Annotated in this window: 17 protein-coding genes; 12 read left to right on the top strand and 5 right to left on the bottom strand. The window is 51.4% G+C overall.

Annotation, left to right across the window (positions count from 1 at the left end; all coding sequences use genetic code 11):
* The first annotated feature begins 464 nt into the window (after nucleotides 1-464).
* Both psmA and ACRYA2_RS17530 read left to right on the top strand, forming a co-directional pair.
* Nucleotides 465-1,199 (top strand): archaeal proteasome endopeptidase complex subunit alpha, encoded by a 735-nt coding sequence (gene psmA, locus ACRYA2_RS17535; protein ID WP_433630990.1) that lies wholly within the window; start codon nucleotides 465-467, stop codon nucleotides 1,197-1,199.
* 135 nt (nucleotides 1,200-1,334) lie between these two features.
* Nucleotides 1,335-1,490, top strand: a complete 156-nt coding sequence (locus ACRYA2_RS17530) for a thermonuclease family protein (protein WP_433631284.1) — start codon at nucleotides 1,335-1,337, stop codon at nucleotides 1,488-1,490.
* A 267-nt stretch (nucleotides 1,491-1,757) separates the two neighbouring features.
* Here ACRYA2_RS17530 and ACRYA2_RS17525 read toward each other — a convergent pair whose 3' ends face one another.
* Nucleotides 1,758-2,555 (bottom strand): DUF8081 domain-containing protein, encoded by a 798-nt coding sequence (locus ACRYA2_RS17525; protein ID WP_433630987.1) that lies wholly within the window; start codon nucleotides 2,553-2,555, stop codon nucleotides 1,758-1,760.
* A 271-nt stretch (nucleotides 2,556-2,826) separates the two neighbouring features.
* Between ACRYA2_RS17525 and ACRYA2_RS17520 the strand changes: the two genes are divergently transcribed.
* From ACRYA2_RS17520 to ACRYA2_RS17490, 7 genes are all read left to right on the top strand, one after another.
* Nucleotides 2,827-3,066 carry a hypothetical protein gene (locus ACRYA2_RS17520; protein ID WP_433630984.1) on the top strand — a complete coding sequence of 80 codons (240 nt, stop codon included), beginning with the start codon at nucleotides 2,827-2,829 and terminating at the stop codon, nucleotides 3,064-3,066.
* Nucleotides 3,067-3,333: 267 nt separating this feature from the next.
* Nucleotides 3,334-3,789, top strand: a complete 456-nt coding sequence (locus ACRYA2_RS17515) for a hypothetical protein (protein WP_433630982.1) — start codon at nucleotides 3,334-3,336, stop codon at nucleotides 3,787-3,789.
* Nucleotides 3,790-4,240: 451 nt separating this feature from the next.
* Nucleotides 4,241-4,465, top strand: coding sequence for a DUF7123 family protein (locus ACRYA2_RS17510; protein ID WP_433630979.1), 225 nt, complete (start codon nucleotides 4,241-4,243; stop codon nucleotides 4,463-4,465).
* A gap of 410 nt (nucleotides 4,466-4,875) precedes the next feature.
* A complete protein-coding gene (locus ACRYA2_RS17505; protein WP_433630976.1) occupies nucleotides 4,876-5,289 on the top strand; it encodes a hypothetical protein in 414 nt (137 codons plus the stop codon).
* Between the two features lie 314 nt (nucleotides 5,290-5,603).
* Nucleotides 5,604-6,170 (top strand): DUF7342 family protein, encoded by a 567-nt coding sequence (locus ACRYA2_RS17500; RefSeq protein ID WP_433630973.1) that lies wholly within the window; start codon nucleotides 5,604-5,606, stop codon nucleotides 6,168-6,170.
* Complete coding sequence (locus ACRYA2_RS17495; RefSeq protein ID WP_433630970.1) at nucleotides 6,163-6,591, top strand: toxin-antitoxin system TumE family protein; 429 nt, start codon at nucleotides 6,163-6,165, stop codon at nucleotides 6,589-6,591. Before ACRYA2_RS17500 ends, ACRYA2_RS17495 begins: the two co-directional genes overlap by 8 nt.
* 85 nt (nucleotides 6,592-6,676) lie before the next feature.
* Entirely contained in the window at nucleotides 6,677-7,087 is a 411-nt protein-coding gene (locus ACRYA2_RS17490; protein WP_433630967.1) for a hypothetical protein, read from the top strand.
* Nucleotides 7,088-7,313: 226 nt separating this feature from the next.
* On the opposite strand, the gene ACRYA2_RS17485 is transcribed toward ACRYA2_RS17490, so the two are convergent.
* The gene (locus tag ACRYA2_RS17485) at nucleotides 7,314-8,636 is read right to left on the bottom strand and encodes a M20 family metallopeptidase (protein WP_433630964.1); all 1,323 of its coding nucleotides are present in this window, start codon (nucleotides 8,634-8,636) and stop codon (nucleotides 7,314-7,316) included.
* A gap of 147 nt (nucleotides 8,637-8,783) precedes the next feature.
* On the opposite strand from ACRYA2_RS17485, the gene ACRYA2_RS17480 reads away from it, so the two are divergent.
* Nucleotides 8,784-9,095 (top strand): hypothetical protein, encoded by a 312-nt coding sequence (locus ACRYA2_RS17480; RefSeq protein ID WP_433630961.1) that lies wholly within the window; start codon nucleotides 8,784-8,786, stop codon nucleotides 9,093-9,095.
* Between the two features lie 274 nt (nucleotides 9,096-9,369).
* Here the strand turns inward: ACRYA2_RS17480 and ACRYA2_RS17475 are convergent, their stop codons facing one another.
* Entirely contained in the window at nucleotides 9,370-10,149 is a 780-nt protein-coding gene (locus tag ACRYA2_RS17475; RefSeq protein ID WP_433630958.1) for an IclR family transcriptional regulator, read from the bottom strand.
* A 364-nt stretch (nucleotides 10,150-10,513) separates the two neighbouring features.
* On the opposite strand from ACRYA2_RS17475, the gene ACRYA2_RS17470 reads away from it, so the two are divergent.
* Together ACRYA2_RS17470 and ACRYA2_RS17465 are read left to right on the top strand one after the other, a co-directional pair.
* A complete protein-coding gene (locus ACRYA2_RS17470; protein WP_433630955.1) occupies nucleotides 10,514-11,716 on the top strand; it encodes a YkvI family membrane protein in 1,203 nt (400 codons plus the stop codon).
* A gap of 110 nt (nucleotides 11,717-11,826) precedes the next feature.
* On the top strand, nucleotides 11,827-12,432 hold the full coding sequence (locus tag ACRYA2_RS17465) for a maleate cis-trans isomerase family protein (RefSeq protein ID WP_433630952.1): 606 nt from the start codon (nucleotides 11,827-11,829) through the stop codon (nucleotides 12,430-12,432).
* 552 nt (nucleotides 12,433-12,984) lie between these two features.
* Here the strand turns inward: ACRYA2_RS17465 and ACRYA2_RS17460 are convergent.
* Entirely contained in the window at nucleotides 12,985-13,326 is a 342-nt protein-coding gene (locus ACRYA2_RS17460; RefSeq protein ID WP_433630949.1) for a DUF4326 domain-containing protein, read from the bottom strand.
* 504 nt (nucleotides 13,327-13,830) lie between these two features.
* Complete coding sequence (locus ACRYA2_RS17455; protein ID WP_433630946.1) at nucleotides 13,831-14,292, bottom strand: hypothetical protein; 462 nt, start codon at nucleotides 14,290-14,292, stop codon at nucleotides 13,831-13,833.
* Nucleotides 14,293-15,087: the final 795 nt, after the last annotated feature.

Below are 15,087 nucleotides of genomic sequence, written 5' to 3'. Positions count from 1 at the left end.
GTCCAGATTGACTATCCATCCTGTCGGTGAATAACTGGATATCCAGTAACAACAAGGACTGTCCAACTGTCACGCCACTCCATCACTGCCAGTAGCAGCATGGGCGACTGTCACCACGACAGGTTTCCTGGGGACTGTCAGTGAGAGCGCTACTGCGTGAAGCGGACGGCACCACCTGCAGACCGTAACGTACCGTAGGAGTGTGAGAACAACGGGAATCGGCCGTTCTACTCCGGAAATGTGGGTGTCTTCTTTTCTGTGAACAGGCGATCTGTCAGCCTGACCGATGCAGGCCGACTGTCCACCGGTCGGGTGACAGGCACCTCGCAACGGTGGCGCGACGGGTGGTCAGGAGTGCAAAAAGAAGGGCCGTTTTTCGTCATACTTCTCGACAGGCCAACAAAACTCCTTTACAAATCCACTCCAATGGGCAGTAACGAGAGCCGAGCGCTCTATACAACAATATGGAAGGACAAAATCAACAGCAGGCATACGATCGAGGCACGTCAATTTTCTCCCCGGACGGTCGACTCTACCAAGTTGAATACGCTCGCGAAGCTGTCAAACGGGGCAGTGCCAGTATCGGCATTCGGACGAGCGATGGTGTAGTGCTCGCAGCCGAAATCAATCCCCGATCACCGCTGATGGAATCATCGTCGGTCGAAAAGCTCCATAAGACCGACAAGAATATCGGTATTGCATCTGCGGGCCATGCCGGTGACGCTCGCCAACTAATAGACAAAGCACGTCAGCATGCACAAGTTGAGCAATGGCGCTATGATCAACTAATTGATGTCGATACGCTCACCAATGCAGTTTGTGATGATATTCAGGAATATACGCAGAAAGGTGGCACACGGCCATTTGGTGTCGGTCTTCTTATTGGTGGACTTGACGAGGGCGAACCGAGACTATTTGAAGTAACTCCGGCAGGGACAGCGTCCGAATGGAAGGCAACTGCAATCGGTTCGAATAGTGATGAACTGCAAGCCGCTCTCGAAGAGCAGTATAGGACCGATCTATCGCTTGATGATGGCATTCGCGCAGTTCTTCAGGCTCTTAAAAGCGTGACCGATGATGAATTGTTAGCAACAAACGTCAGATTTGCAACCATCGACACCGATTCAAACCAGTACGAGATAGTAAATGAGGAAACAGTTGCAGAATACATTAGTGGCCTCTCAACGTCTGATGAGTAAACACAGATAGTAGACCATTCTGGAGATACAATACTCTCTCAAGGCTTCTACAACGGGTTTCGGACACCTATGTAAGAGAGGCTTCTCGAGGATTGTTTGTAGTTAGTATCCCATACTAGTCAGGGTACACGCTATATTGTTGATGGCGAGAACTTCAACAAGCGGCTGCTGACTGACGGGTATGCCCGACTGTATGAGAGTTCGTTCTCGAAGCGGAACACCTTCGAGGATGCTGAAGCGCAAGCACAGCAAGACAATGTCAGGCTGTGGGACTTCGAGCAACCTACGTAAACCCCCACACCGACAACTGATACACCGGAGACACCCTCCGATGGAGATGAAGGAGTAGACGTACCGCCGCCACCATCGGACGGCGATTACGACTGTAGTAGCTTCGACACCCAAGCACAAGCTGTGCTCGATAGTACGCCGGGTGATCTTCACCGGCTTGATGGCGACGACGACGGTATCGCCTGTGAGTCACTCTAAGCGGTAACTCCTTCCTCAAACCCAGCAGCAATACTCCCAGTATGAGTCAGCGAGTGAGATCGGAGTCGATTACGAAAACTGGTTCTCACTAGAGAGTGCCGATGGAGTCTGGATCGTTAGGTCGTATGATTGTGGGGTTCCCTGGAGTTTGACTCGGATGAGGAGAACAGCAAGATCATCGCCTGCCTCATCGACGATTCGAGTCATTTGCTGTCGCTGGTGGCGTTCGAAGCTTGTTGATCCATGCTTGATTTCGGCGAGATAGCGTTTGAGCACTGGCCCACTGTTGTCCTTAGACGGCGATGACGTTCGCCGATGGACGATAAACTCGCAATCTGGCACCCACCGTCCGTCACTACGTTCGAGTCCGGAGTGGCTGATGCTCTCCGGTGATGCGTTCACTGCAACCTGGAAGTCCTCGGGTTCGAGGCTGAGATCCTTGGCGGCGTATGAGACGATTGGTGGTGGATTCCAACTGTACGCAGTGAACAGTGTCTCTGTGAGTGCGCCAACCTGCTGGGCTCGCATGTTGAACGTCCAGCCGTCGTCTGGCGAACCACGCTCAGCCGGCTCCAGTTCTGGGTCTCGAACCTTCACGAGATACCGGTCGACATCTGTCGAGTCGTTCGGAGCAGGCTGTTGGAAGCGGAGTCCAGAACAGTCAGTGTCGTCGAGAAGTTCCTGTTCTGCCGTGGTTCGCGACTCGTACGTATGAATTTCGCCGAATTTATCGCGGAGGGTGGCGATCTCGGTGGAGGCCGCACAAGCGGACGGCTTGAGTGCAACTCGAAATCGTCCGGACGTCTCTTCCCTCGGGTTGCTATCTGATTCGTATGGAGTGCCCGGCCATTGCTCCTGCCACGTCATAGCTCAGCTATTTTCGGCGGTCGCTTTTATCTAGCGAATCGCTCATTAGGAAAGACTTCTTCCCCGATCTCGATTCCGAACACGTCGAACAAGGCCGTTTTTCAGCGGACGATCGGTGTGCGCTCGCGCATGTCGTCAGTAGCGCGGGGAAATTCTGATTCTCCCGAGGGGAGCGGCCTTCTCACATTTGCCTAGTAGGGCTAAGGTGATAAAACCAACGGTTACCTTATAGGGCCAAGGTTATATGTGGATGGGACTCGTATTGCTGAATATGCCCGAAGACGATGAGAGAGAGCGAGATGAAGGGGGCGAGTTTGTCCAAGAACGCAAGCCCGAGGACGTGTTGGAGGTCATGGAGCCGCTTGAACCCTACATGACAAGCGAAATTGCAGATGCACTCGACTGGCCGCGCCGGTCGGCCTTTAACGTCTTAGACGGCCTCGCCGACGAGGGAAAGATTCGCAAAAAGAAGCCCGAAGCCCGGCGTGTAATCTGGATTCACGAGGAATAGCTGTCGCTCTAGGGGAGTTGATAGCAAAGGTGGGGCCGCGATTGCGTCTTCGCCCTCGACTCAATCCAGCTAAATATACGTCAACAGGCCATATAACGCTGATTTCTATCAGATGTGAGCGACCAGTATAGAGGTCGTCTAGATGCATGTCGAGCTGCCGCTTCAGTGATTACCCTTTGGGAGAATTCTCCAAGGGTTAGTGCAGACCGTAGACCTATCACTAGCGGCTGAATAAGGATTCTTTGTTGTGCATCTCGAACCGTACGTATGGCTTTGACAGCAATGAGACGGACGTCAGCATCAGGCGCAACCCGGTGGCTGCACGGGCTGTGGGAGTATTACCGTGGATACACTCACACCGCAATCCATGCAGCGTCAGCGGCGGCACTCACTGCATTTGGGCTGCTCATCTTTGTCGATCACCTCTTCGTGGTGCTGGCACTTGCCTCGTATGTCTGTCCGCCGATCATCCTCTATAGTCTCGGCGCTGAGTTCGGGAAAACACCGTCTTCGCCGGATGAGAGCCCTGCTCACGCCGATTCGGAAACGCAGCCAGACAGTGATTCCGACACTGATTCCGATACCGACGACGGTGACAGTGACTCTGATAGCGACGATAGTGACAGCGATTCAGACAGCGACGACGGCGATACCGATTCAGATGGTGCCGATGCTGACGCAGACGCCGACGGCGCGGATGCCGACGCCGATGCTGATGGATAACTCCCGCTGCTCTTCGTTCTCTCACTGACGACGGATTCGCCGATCTAGTCGATGGCGGACTGTGGTCGGACGAGCTCGAAATTGACGAATCGCGTGTGGGCGCGACGACGCTCCGAAAATAATGGCAATAAAGAAAATAGAGGTATGAATTCTAGTAGAGATTACGTTCCTCGTAGAACCCTCTGTTCAACGTTTCCGATCTCACCCCTGAGCTTGCGCGGAAACTTGGAGCGAACTCGGCCCGCCTCGCCAAAGGGACTCCCCTGAAAACAGTTGACTGAAGGGAAAGATAATGAATGACCTATAAGAATTGACAGTATGGCCAGTTTGTCGGGACAGCTCTCAGAGCCATAGGTCCTTGGGTAGGTACCGTACGCTAAATTCAAGTTAACTCCGTAGACTAGCGGTCAACAAAGGATTAGTAGCGTAAGCCAGTACAATTTTATTACTAATGACGGACTCTACCAAGGATGAACAACGCATCTTACAGTTTCTGAGCGATAGCGTTGCCAAAGGCGAACGATACTTCCGCGCTAAAAACATCGCAGATCATCTCGATCTTTCCTCTAAACAAGTCGGTGCGCGACTTCCCAAGCTTGTAGAGGAATCAGACGAGTTGGACATCGAGAAATGGGGTCGCGCCCGGTCAACCACCTGGAAAGTCGAACCCTGCTAATCCGCCAGTATAGTATCAGATACAGGACTATTGGTTATTCGGCTACCTCCAGACTACTATCCTCTCTATACTGTTAGAGGCGTGATAGAAGCTTCTTCTTGGCACTGCCAACTCAATTTGGATTCGCTTTCGAATCGCGTCTGGACGGATGGACTGTGCGCGGACAGAACAGTGATCAACGTTTCGACGCGTTAGAAACTGTATCAGTAGAAAACGAACGATAAGGATACAGGATTAACAACTGCCGAGATTTCGGAACTCATTTTGGTCACATTTTGCACAATCAGATGGTTTCGAAATAATCATTGATCCAGCGGAACGCCCGCAAGCGGGCGTCTGTATCGCGGATCATCAACCTCGTCCGCGACTATGATAGTACGGAAGGCGTTGATGATGAGACGGAAAATTTCGTGGCAGAAGCAGCGAACGCAGACCGCCAACGCTTCGATACTGTCGAGCGGTCCGAACAGAACACGGAACTGGTGAACTTCCGCGAGCAGCGCGCCGAATCCCAGCAGGTCGAAGCAAAGTATCTCGACGTGCTGGAAGCCGAGACGAAGATCGCGGAGGAGAATGATGCGATGATTGCGCGGCTGGATTATCGGACGGTCGCCGCCCACTACGGGTGTGCGTACAAGAACGATGGCTATCGCGTGATGGGGGAAATGGCCGACCGCGTCCCCGGGGTGAACTACAAGGAGAGTCGGACGGTGTTGGCGGACGACGCGATGGGTGTCGGTGGCCGGCATATCGAGATCTCGGTCGCTGATCCTGATCTCGCCGGCTGGATGCGAGCACACAACGCCAACACGGGAGGGAACTAACTACGAGAGGAAGCGTTACAACAGTGTAACCACGAGGGTTCGGTGAACCCCTGTCTGCGGCGACACCACCGCACGAGAACCACACCACAATACGGAAGTGGGTACAGGAGTGGAAATAAAGGTTAGTAAGGGTGTAGCCGTGAGTGGTTTGGAGGTGTTTGAGTTTTGTCGGGGAGATTTTGTTCGAGATTGGCTGGCGGTTTCGGTTCTCTGTGGAGTTAGTGCTCGTAGAGAGTTATGGGCGGTCGAAACCGGGTTGCTGAAATAATTCTGTGTACGGTAGATATATGGCAGATGGCGCCGTTAGTACGTGTATGGACATGACCGATACGCCTGACGAGATGCCCGGTAAGGATGAGGAACCACCTGATTTCGATGCGTGGGAGTCTCCGGAGGAGTTGCTGAAGGGTGGGGCGACGAGAGAGCGGATGCTTGATGTCGTGATGCAGTTGCAGGAGCCGACGAAGGTGTCAGAAATAGCTGAGCGTGCGAATTGTGACACAGAGACGGCGCGTGATTATCTGAAGTGGTTTACGGAGATGGGGATGGTTCGTGAGTTGCCGGGTCGGCCTGTACGCTACAAGCGGAATGATTCGTATCTGAAGTGGCGTAGAGTCGAGCAGATCCGCGAACAGTATTCGGAGAGTGAGATTGTCGAGCGGCTCAAAGCCACGCTTGATGCAGCTGGAGAGTATCGTGAACAGTTTGATGCGGAGTCTCCTGATGAAGTGTCGCTCGTGGATGCGAGTCGTGAGGGCGGGATTGAGGATATTTGGGAGGCGGTGTCTAACTGGAAGACGCTTGAGGAACGGGCGGCGTTGTTAGATGCGGCGCGTCGTGATGAGCTGTCGGGTGGGCGTGCTGGGAGAGTCAATGCCTGAGGGAGATTCAGATGGCGTTGGCGGTATCGATAGTGATATTTTAGAGCGGATTGGTCGGCGGTTGCGTGGGAGTGCTCGGTTCTCGAGTGTTGAGTATCGGCCTGCGTATGCACCGAATGCGGTGGTGGCTGATTTTGATGTGGGGTATTTTCCGGCGGGTGTGGAGCGTGCGTATCTGCGTATTCGCTGGTTTGAGACGGATGATTTCAGCGTGCATTATTCGGAGCAGTATCGGGATGGGGAGTCGTGGGAGTGTCGGTGGGATAGGCATCCGAACAGTCACAACGACCGGGAGCATTTTCATCCGCCGCCGGATGCGGCGACGCCTGGTGAGGATATGGTGTTCGTGAGTGATTGGCGGGAGGTGATCTCGCGTGTGGTGTCGGAGTTGAGTGAGCGTATCCAGTCGTTTTGGGAGTAGACGAGAGGCTGTTCTTATCCCGGTATACGAGAATACAGCTAGTACGGCTAATACGTGTAGTACTAGTGATGCGTTGTCGACTCTCGTGGCAGAAGCAGCGAACGCAGGCCGCCAACTCGTCGATACTGTTGAGCGCTCCGAGCAGAATACGGCACTGGTGAACTTTCGCAAGCAGCGCGCCGAATCCCAGCAGGTCGAAGCAAATTATCTCGACGTACTGGAAGCCGGGCAAAAGATCGCGGAGGAGAATGACGCGATGATAGCGCGGCTGGATTATCGGACGGTCGCCGCCCACTGGTGTGCGTACACGAACGACGGCTATCGTGTGATGGAGGAAATGGCCGAGCGCGTTCCCGGCGTGACCTACAAGGAGAGTCGGACGGTGTTGGCGGACGACGCGATGGGTGTCGGTGGTCGGCATATCGAGATCTCGTTCGCTGACCCCGATCTCGCCGGCTGGATGCGAGCACACGAAGCAAGCATGAGAGGAAACTAACCACGAGAGGCGTCGTTACAACAGCGTAATCACGGGGGTTCCCCGAACCCCCGTGCGGCGACACCACCGCACGAGATCCACACCGCATTCCCGGTGAACCATGGTGGTATCGTTCGGACGACTACTGTGGGCTGCGTCTTTTCTGCGAAGGAGAGGGGGGGGTGAAAGCTTACCTCCAGCGCTACTGGCTCAGCCTGGAGAACATTATGAGAACCAGGTAGATTAGCTACGTACACCATCTGAGTATCATGGTAGCGTACGTTTTTGCAGCCGTCATGAATTGATCAAGGGGCAGATACTCGTCGGGTCCATGAGCACCCATTGAAATATCGCCAGGGCCCATGCTAATAGTATCTACACCACAATCGCGCTGGATATACCCATTGTCGGCAACAGCTTTGAATCCGGAGTAAATTGGCGTATCTCCGGTAACTTCCTCATAGGAGTCACCAAGCGCTTGACAGCCGGGGTGATCTGGCGAGACATCAAATGCAGGCCAGTCAAACACGTCCTTCCATCTCATAGTCGGCGGGTTTTCTTTTAGCCAGTCATTGGTTGTTGCGAGCCCTTCAACGGCATCCTGCATTTCTGCCCAGAGATCCTCATCTTCAACGAACGGAGGATAGAAGACATGCCCCTCTATCTTTGCATTGCCAGGAATTGCAGCAATATAATCGCCGGCTTCCATAATCGTGCAGTTAATACCAATTGGCCCGACACCCTGCACATCTGACCGGGGTTTACCGCCACCACCGTAGATCTCATCCTGATATCGCATGTTCCATTCGTGCTCCAGATCGCGGAATCGTTGCAGGATCTGTGTCATGATTTCGGCGGCATCAACACCGACGTCTTGACCTTGTGGAATACCATGTCGCTGAGGATACTGTGTGAGGTTTTTCTGGGAGGTGTGGATGTCTTTGCCCTGTATTTCAATAGTGAAGTCAAATGTTGCCGAGCTTTTCGTATGAATTTCATTATTTGTCGGTTCAACGTTGACGCAGATTGGAATCTCATCAACGTTCGCAAGATGAGCATCTGTGGCCGCGATTGATCCAAATTCCTGCTGATCTAGTTCTTCTCCAACAACAATACTCATCAGAAGATCGCCGCTCAGTTCGACATCTGACTCCATTACGGCCTTAGCAGCCCATATCATTGCAGTGTTTGGACCCTTCATATCGTTGGATCCACGACCATACAGTTTGCCGTCCTCAATAACGGAATTCCACGGATCCTTCGACCACCCCTCTTCAGCTTCCGGAGAAACGTCTACAATGTCAGAATGACCGTTGAACAACAGGTTACGACCGTCACCGTCATCTGTCCCTTCGAGCCGTCCGTTGACGTTTGGACGATCGTGTTCATCAGTTACATCGACAATCTCGACGTCATCCCAGCCCATTTTGTCCCGGAAGAACGGTTCGATAAACTCTCGTTGCACTTCCTCTTCCTCCTCTGTCGGAGAACGATAGGAAATATACTCCTCGACAAAGTCAATCATTTCATCTTCATGGTTATCGAGCCAGTGATACACACTCTCTATCATAGACACTATATCACAGGACTATACAACAAATAGCTTACTACGGGTATAGCACCAGACAAAGATATCTTCTTCTTTGTCTCGAAAGCCCACTACGTGAGCGCGGTTGAGGGGATCCTGGAGGACCCGCTTGCGTCGCTCGCTTAGACCGTGCCTGCGGTCTTCTCGCACACGAAGTGGGAGCAGGCAATCGACACGCAGATGCCGGACCAAGAGTGGCATCGCAGTCTCGGCGCACTCCTGAAGTATGCCATGACGACTCACCGGGTGGCGCTCGATCGCCACGACATAGAGTTGCACTTGCTCGATCTCGACGTGGGAGACGAGGCAAACGACGCATGCCATCAGCTCCTGCTGCTCGCCGAGCGCATCTATGAGCAATACGAGAGTAACGTCGGTGACTACCATCGAACTCGCGTCGAAGACCATCACGCCCCCAGTAGTATCAATGAACTCCGATAGTCCGCGCAGCGGCGGTGGCTACCATCCCGTCTGTAGCGGCAGTGCTCTCGTTTTCACATCGATTTAATTGCCGATATTGCGTCGAACGAATTTCATTGATCACGCTGGGGTCGCGGCGAGATCGATAGCTTTCGGCTGCCAGCCGAGCAGATAGGCCGCAAGTCAGCGATGAGTATATCTCACTGTCGTTAGCGAGGTGGATGGAGTGGTGAGTCTATTTGATGGCTCGCAGTCGTCGGGAGTTCGCGAGTAGTATTAAATTGGCAAATGGCGGTTAGATCGAAGTAGGACAGTTAGTGAGTTTCTGTTCGATATTCTGTACTGTCTGGCCGAGTTGTGAGGTAAAATCGTCGATGGATTCCTTGTTTACTCGGTATTTAGGACTATCCAAGCTAACTGCTCCACAGACGCGACCATCGGGGTGCAGAACTGGTTTTGCGACGGAATAGAGGCCAGTGACGGCTTCCTCATCATTAATGGCATATCCCCGCTCACGTGTCTCTTTAAGTTCCGCGACGAGTTCATCTCGAGTTGAGATCGAATGTTTGGTTTCACAGGGAAGTCCCCACCGGTCAATTATTTTCTCAACTTGTGGTTGTGGAAATTCAGCAAGGATAGCCTTTCCAGATGCGGTGTTATGCATATAAAAAGTACGCCGATCACTAAGAAATGTAGATTCTGCATTGTAGAGTTCACTATAGAGTGAAATTACTCGCCCGTGTTCCTCCACACTAAAGTCAGCTATTCTATCTGTTCGGTCATTAAGATTACTAATCTCTTGCTCAGCGATTTCATAGATATCTTTGCGAGAGATAACATATTCACCCAATTCAAAGAATTTGAGCCCTAAATGGTAAAATTCGCCTTCTTTAACGACATATCGTTTGTTTCTTAGTGTAGTTAAGTGGGCGTGTACGGTGCTTTTTGAGAGATCGAGTTCCTCAGTGATTTGCCTTAATCGAATCCCATCATGGCTACGGATGATCTCTACAATTGCTAAGGAAGTTTCAGTGGTAGATATTGATGAAGAGGTTTTCTTATTCTGCTTTCCCATGGTCATGGATAACATAGACCCCCACTAATAGGTTCGCTATACTCGGACTCAGTTAAATAGCGGACAGTATTAACTTAGAATCCATTCTTAGCGCAGTCTTCTCACTGACGTTCGTTACTGTCCTCATACAGAAGTTGCGTAGCGTTTTGCAGAGAGAAACTATTATATGAGAATTCTCGAGAGGGGCAGTAATTTCCACATCTGATTTATAAACGAGTCTTCTTATCTAATGGAAGTTTGACGGAACAAAGGAGATTAGTATTTAGTGGTTCTATAGAACTAAACTGGATTGGCTATTAACCCGTAGGATTTTCATAAATTGCGGATAAAAACTTTAATATCTTAGCCAACCCTGTTATGGAGTATGTTCGCACGGCTCACTGAGTCACGGATTGGGCGAATCATCATCCCAGCAATCGTCTTCCAATCGGTAAGTATTGGAGGAGGGTTTTCGACAGGCCGAGAGGTAGTGGAGTATGTAGCAAAATATGGTGCACTCGGAAGTGTTTCGATACTCACCTACGTTACTGCTCTCGCTATCTGTGGCGCCTTGATTTACGAATTTTCGAGACAATTTAACTTATATGATTACAAATCGCTCATGAAGAATCTCATTTGGCATGGCTGGCCCATATTCGAGTTCGTCTATATATTATTGGCTATTGTCATCATTGCAGTCGTTGCCTCTGCGGGAGGCAACCTAATGAATCAGATCCTTGGTGTTCCGTTGTTTGCAGCAAACGTCCTTCTCATCGGATTCATCTTCTTTGTCCTTTACTTCGGGCGCGGGGCAATTGAGCGGTTCAGTGTCTATGGCACGACGTTTATTTACGCAGTATACGTTACAATGTTCGGATACGTCCTTGTCAATAACGGTGGGGAGGCGCTCAATGTCCTATCAAGTGGAAGTACAGCATATGTCGATGATCCAAAGTTATTTGCTGCCATCAAATCTGCGTTGATCTATGCTGGATACTCGCTGATCGGCTTTATTCCACCGTTATTCTTAATCGACCGGATGGAAAGCCGCTCAGAGGCAGTTATTTCAGGTGTACTGAGTGCGGTTATGCTTGCTATCCCACTAGTGTTATCATATCTATCGCTTCTGGCTTACTATCCCAACGAGAACGTGATGGGGGCTTCTGTTCCGTGGTTAGCGATGCTTGACCCGCCTATTCTATTAGTTCTCTATGGACTAGCAATCGGATGGACGCTAACTGAAAGCGGAGTCGGGTTTGTCCACTCCATCACAGAGCGAATTGACGAAAACATAAAGGAATCTAATCATCAATTCTTCGTGAAGAGAGACGGCCTCACATCCCTGCAGCGTGGATCAGTAGGCCTACTGATTCTCCTTAGCGCAATATTGCTGTCTCGAATGGGGATTATTAGCCTTGTCAGTCAAATCTACCCAATCTTGGCTGTCTTATTCGCTGCAGTACTCGTTCTCCCTCTGCTCACAGTTGGCCTCTATCGTCTTTCGAATCCGTCGTGGAAACTTGAGTTCTGGCAAGGACGGGGCAGCGATACTCAAAGTACAGGGATCGACATGGAGCAAGCCGAATAATGTACGGGTGGAGAAATCGGCTTGGACTCATTGTGACGTCGTCCGATCGAACGAGTGAGGGCGAATACTTCCGGCATACACCTGAAGGCGTCTCTGTACACGCTTCTCGGATGTTGCTCGAAGACGGGGTTGCTGATACGGAGACGTTAGAGCGGATGTCAAATGATATTGAGCGATGCGCAAAACTGCTTGAAACAACTAACGTTGACGTAATCGCCTATTCCTGTACTACCGGCAGTCTGCTCAAAGGTGAAGGATTTGAAACAGAAATCGAACAACAGATCGAAAACGCTGCAGGGGTGCCTGCGGTTGCAACGGCAGCGTCAATCAAGCGTGCGTTCGACACGCTCAATATGAATTCCATTACGGTTGCAACACCATATATTGAGGAGCTCAACCAGTTGGAAGTCGACTTTCTTGAGGAATCAGGCTATGAATTACTTGACATACACGGGTTAGGGTGCCAGACGGACGAAGAGATTTGCGCTAACCGTCCAGAAATAGCATACCAACAAGCCCGAGATATTGATTGTGAAGATGCAGATGGGGTGTTCATCAGCTGTACTGGATATCGAACATTCGAAATCATCGACCAATTAGAACAAGATCTTGGAAAACCTGTTGTGACAAGCAATCAAGCAACCCTTTGGGATGCACTTCAGACAATAGGAGTCAACTACTCTGAAATCGAACTCGGATCTCTATTCCGACATTGAATTGTCGAGCCAATCATTCCGCTCCGAACGAGTGTAGCATCTACTGCTAGTTATTCGATGACTTGGTCATCGCAGAGCCACACCGCATTCCCAGTGAACCACGGTAGTACCGTTCGGACGACTGCTGTGTGGTGCGTCCTTTTCTGCGTCGTTTCTGCGAAAGAGAAGGGTGTTGACACCGTCGACTCCCATTATTACATCGTTGTAACCAACCTTCGCAACAGGTTCACGAGACAGCGACAAAGATGAGCAAAGGCGCTCCAGCCGGCTACGTCGTTGACCACGATGACTGGAAGGCGGCGTTCCAGACCTGAGTAGGCGACGAGCGCGAGATAAAGCGAGAACGCGAGCAGGAACGGAAGCTTCTCCGAGACCGACGTCGCCAGAGCAAGATGGTGAGAAGGGACGCAGAACCAACGCCGTACTGGCCCGACGTCGCCGACGCGATCGACGCCGTAGACGCCCGCGACGTAGCCTGCCAGACGATGGTCGAAAAGGCGTCTTCTCGCGGTTCGGTCGCTCTTGGGCGAGCACGCAGGTTAGTATATTATGCTAACTTCGGAGGTATTCGAGAATGACGTCCCCGTGGCACGCTTTCGGAGTGCACCAACAGGCCAGAGTCTTGCCACGGAGCCCTTCGACAGCGTTCCGGAACTCGTCGTCGTTAAGTCTGTCGTGAAACGCTTCTCGGTACTTCTCGACCGCTTCCTCTCGCGAGTACCCGTCTCTCGTCTTGTAGGGATTGCCAAGCCACCCGTCATCGCCGACGTCGGTGTTCAGCATGTGACTCTCCCCGCCGTTGGCTCTCCCGATATCGACGTCATACTCGTCGGTCTTCCGCTGGTTAACGAGACGAGTCTGTACGTCGCCCGTAAGCGTGGTCTGTTTCGTCACGGCGGTAGCCTCCGTTCAATCAATAATGATTCGCAGACGTTTCCATATACCGTATCGCAGCAGTTTCTCGACTGATTGAATTGTATTATATGCTGCAGAGGGTGAGTACAGCATCGGAATCCGTCGTTCAATTCTTCTTCTCAGGTTGAAATCGTAATAGGACGCAGCCATTGAAATTCCCATTGCAACGGCCTCGAACGTCAGTCGCTCACCTATTAGCGTGGCAAAAACGAACAGAGTCGGAGTAGATGTGATGCCAGCGAGAGAAGCATACTGGGTACGAGAAAGACTTCATACTCATCAAGACGATGGTAGAGCCGTCTTGCGGTGCTCAGATAGTTCGGACGGGCGATCGGACAGTCGTCACCCACCACGGGCGTGCGTCCACGAATGACGGCTATCGCGTGATGGAGAAAATGGTTGAGCGTGTTCTGGGCTTGGCCGCCAAAGAGAGTCGAAGATTGTTCAGTTCGACTCAAGTCTGGGCAGAGCGAAAGGCAGGATCTAGTCTATCTGTCTACTGATGAAATAGCCGGCGGCAAACATGATCCCGGCAATGATGACGGCGGGAATCGTCCAGATTACCAAGCCCATGATTGAGCCGATGAATGTGCCTGCTCCAGATGCGCCATCACCAGGGGCAATGATTGTTGGAACATAGAATAGCGTTGGGCCAAGTGCAAGGATCGGCGCGGCAACGTACAGTCCGCGTCGGGCGACATGCTTAGCTGTTGGGTTGTTTGCGAGCGCCCACCAACCGACGATAACTCCACCAATGAATCCGACTGCTGCAAGACCAGTGTTGGCGAGTGCCCATGCAGCAAGTGCGCCCCAGAGAATGCTGAATATGGCTGCGACAATACCGATTTTCGCGCCGTTCGGCTTAAGTCGGCTGGTGAAGCCTGCGTTGGTCTGTGTGTCTGTACTTGCGTTTGTGGGTTCTGCGGTTTCTTCTGCTTTGCTCATGTTTTAAATCGACGTCGCTATTGCTGATTGTGTAGGTTCCGACATCTGAATTATTAGGGTCGGACACGGAACTTCGAATTGTCATTGTTAGTATAGCCTGCAACGGCTCGGACTGCTGCGGTTGCGCCTCTGTTTACGAGGACGGATCTTCGTGTTGCCATCTTATTATTATCTCATACATCAACCGCATGTGTTCACCTGCGGTCATGTATATCAATACGGATAAAATTGATAGTTTATAAGTATTTCTTAATTCACCTGTGGGGGAAATTGGACTATCTCATGTCAGGATTCGCTTTGTCTTCATTAGTCGCCTTTTGTACCACCGATCTAGAATACGAGCATCCTATCATTAGCCGACTCAAATTCATGCTTACACCCATTCTTCTCAATGATCTACTGGCAATTCTCCTGTTCTACGTCAACGTATCTGACAGGTCTTTAGTGGGGGCCCACCTCACGACCGTTGGCTACGCCGACGTCTATCCTATAACACTACTTGGAACTTGGTGCAAGAATCGCCACACTCGGAGTCGGTCTCTTTGCACTCCCAGCTAGCATCCTCGCATCCCGATTCATCGAAGAAACCGGTCAAGATATCAAATACTGCCCGCACTGCGGTGAGTCACTAGAAGAGTACAAAGTATAAGAGAGATCTATATCAACAACGACCAATAAGGAGGCTAGCGGAGTTTCCAGAAGGCCTTGTAGGGCTTACTGATGCTGAGGAAGTCGAAGACCCAGTAGAGTGGTTCTGCATCGGTTTGTACTTCATAGGCGAGTTCGCCACGGCGT

This window comes from Halomicrococcus pelagicus, assembly GCF_050954125.1.
This window is presented reverse-complemented; position numbering and strand designations above follow the sequence as displayed.

Excerpts from the sequence above, each read along its gene's own strand:
- ACRYA2_RS17520 (WP_433630984.1), top strand. The coding sequence starts at position 2,827 with ATGCCCGAAGACGATGAGAGAGAGCGAGATGAAGGGGGCGAGTTTGTC.
- ACRYA2_RS17485 (WP_433630964.1), bottom strand. The coding sequence starts at position 8,636 with ATGATAGAGAGTGTGTATCACTGGCTCGATAACCATGAAGATGAAATG.
- ACRYA2_RS17495 (WP_433630970.1), top strand. The coding sequence starts at position 6,163 with ATGCCTGAGGGAGATTCAGATGGCGTTGGCGGTATCGATAGTGATATT.
- ACRYA2_RS17470 (WP_433630955.1), top strand. The coding sequence starts at position 10,514 with ATGTTCGCACGGCTCACTGAGTCACGGATTGGGCGAATCATCATCCCA.
- ACRYA2_RS17500 (WP_433630973.1), top strand. The coding sequence starts at position 5,604 with ATGGACATGACCGATACGCCTGACGAGATGCCCGGTAAGGATGAGGAA.
- psmA (WP_433630990.1), top strand. The coding sequence starts at position 465 with ATGGAAGGACAAAATCAACAGCAGGCATACGATCGAGGCACGTCAATT.
- ACRYA2_RS17510 (WP_433630979.1), top strand. The coding sequence starts at position 4,241 with ATGACGGACTCTACCAAGGATGAACAACGCATCTTACAGTTTCTGAGC.
- ACRYA2_RS17525 (WP_433630987.1), bottom strand. The coding sequence starts at position 2,555 with ATGACGTGGCAGGAGCAATGGCCGGGCACTCCATACGAATCAGATAGC.
- ACRYA2_RS17455 (WP_433630946.1), bottom strand. The coding sequence starts at position 14,292 with ATGAGCAAAGCAGAAGAAACCGCAGAACCCACAAACGCAAGTACAGAC.
- ACRYA2_RS17515 (WP_433630982.1), top strand. The coding sequence starts at position 3,334 with ATGGCTTTGACAGCAATGAGACGGACGTCAGCATCAGGCGCAACCCGG.
- ACRYA2_RS17465 (WP_433630952.1), top strand. The coding sequence starts at position 11,827 with ATGTTGCTCGAAGACGGGGTTGCTGATACGGAGACGTTAGAGCGGATG.
- ACRYA2_RS17475 (WP_433630958.1), bottom strand. The coding sequence starts at position 10,149 with ATGGGAAAGCAGAATAAGAAAACCTCTTCATCAATATCTACCACTGAA.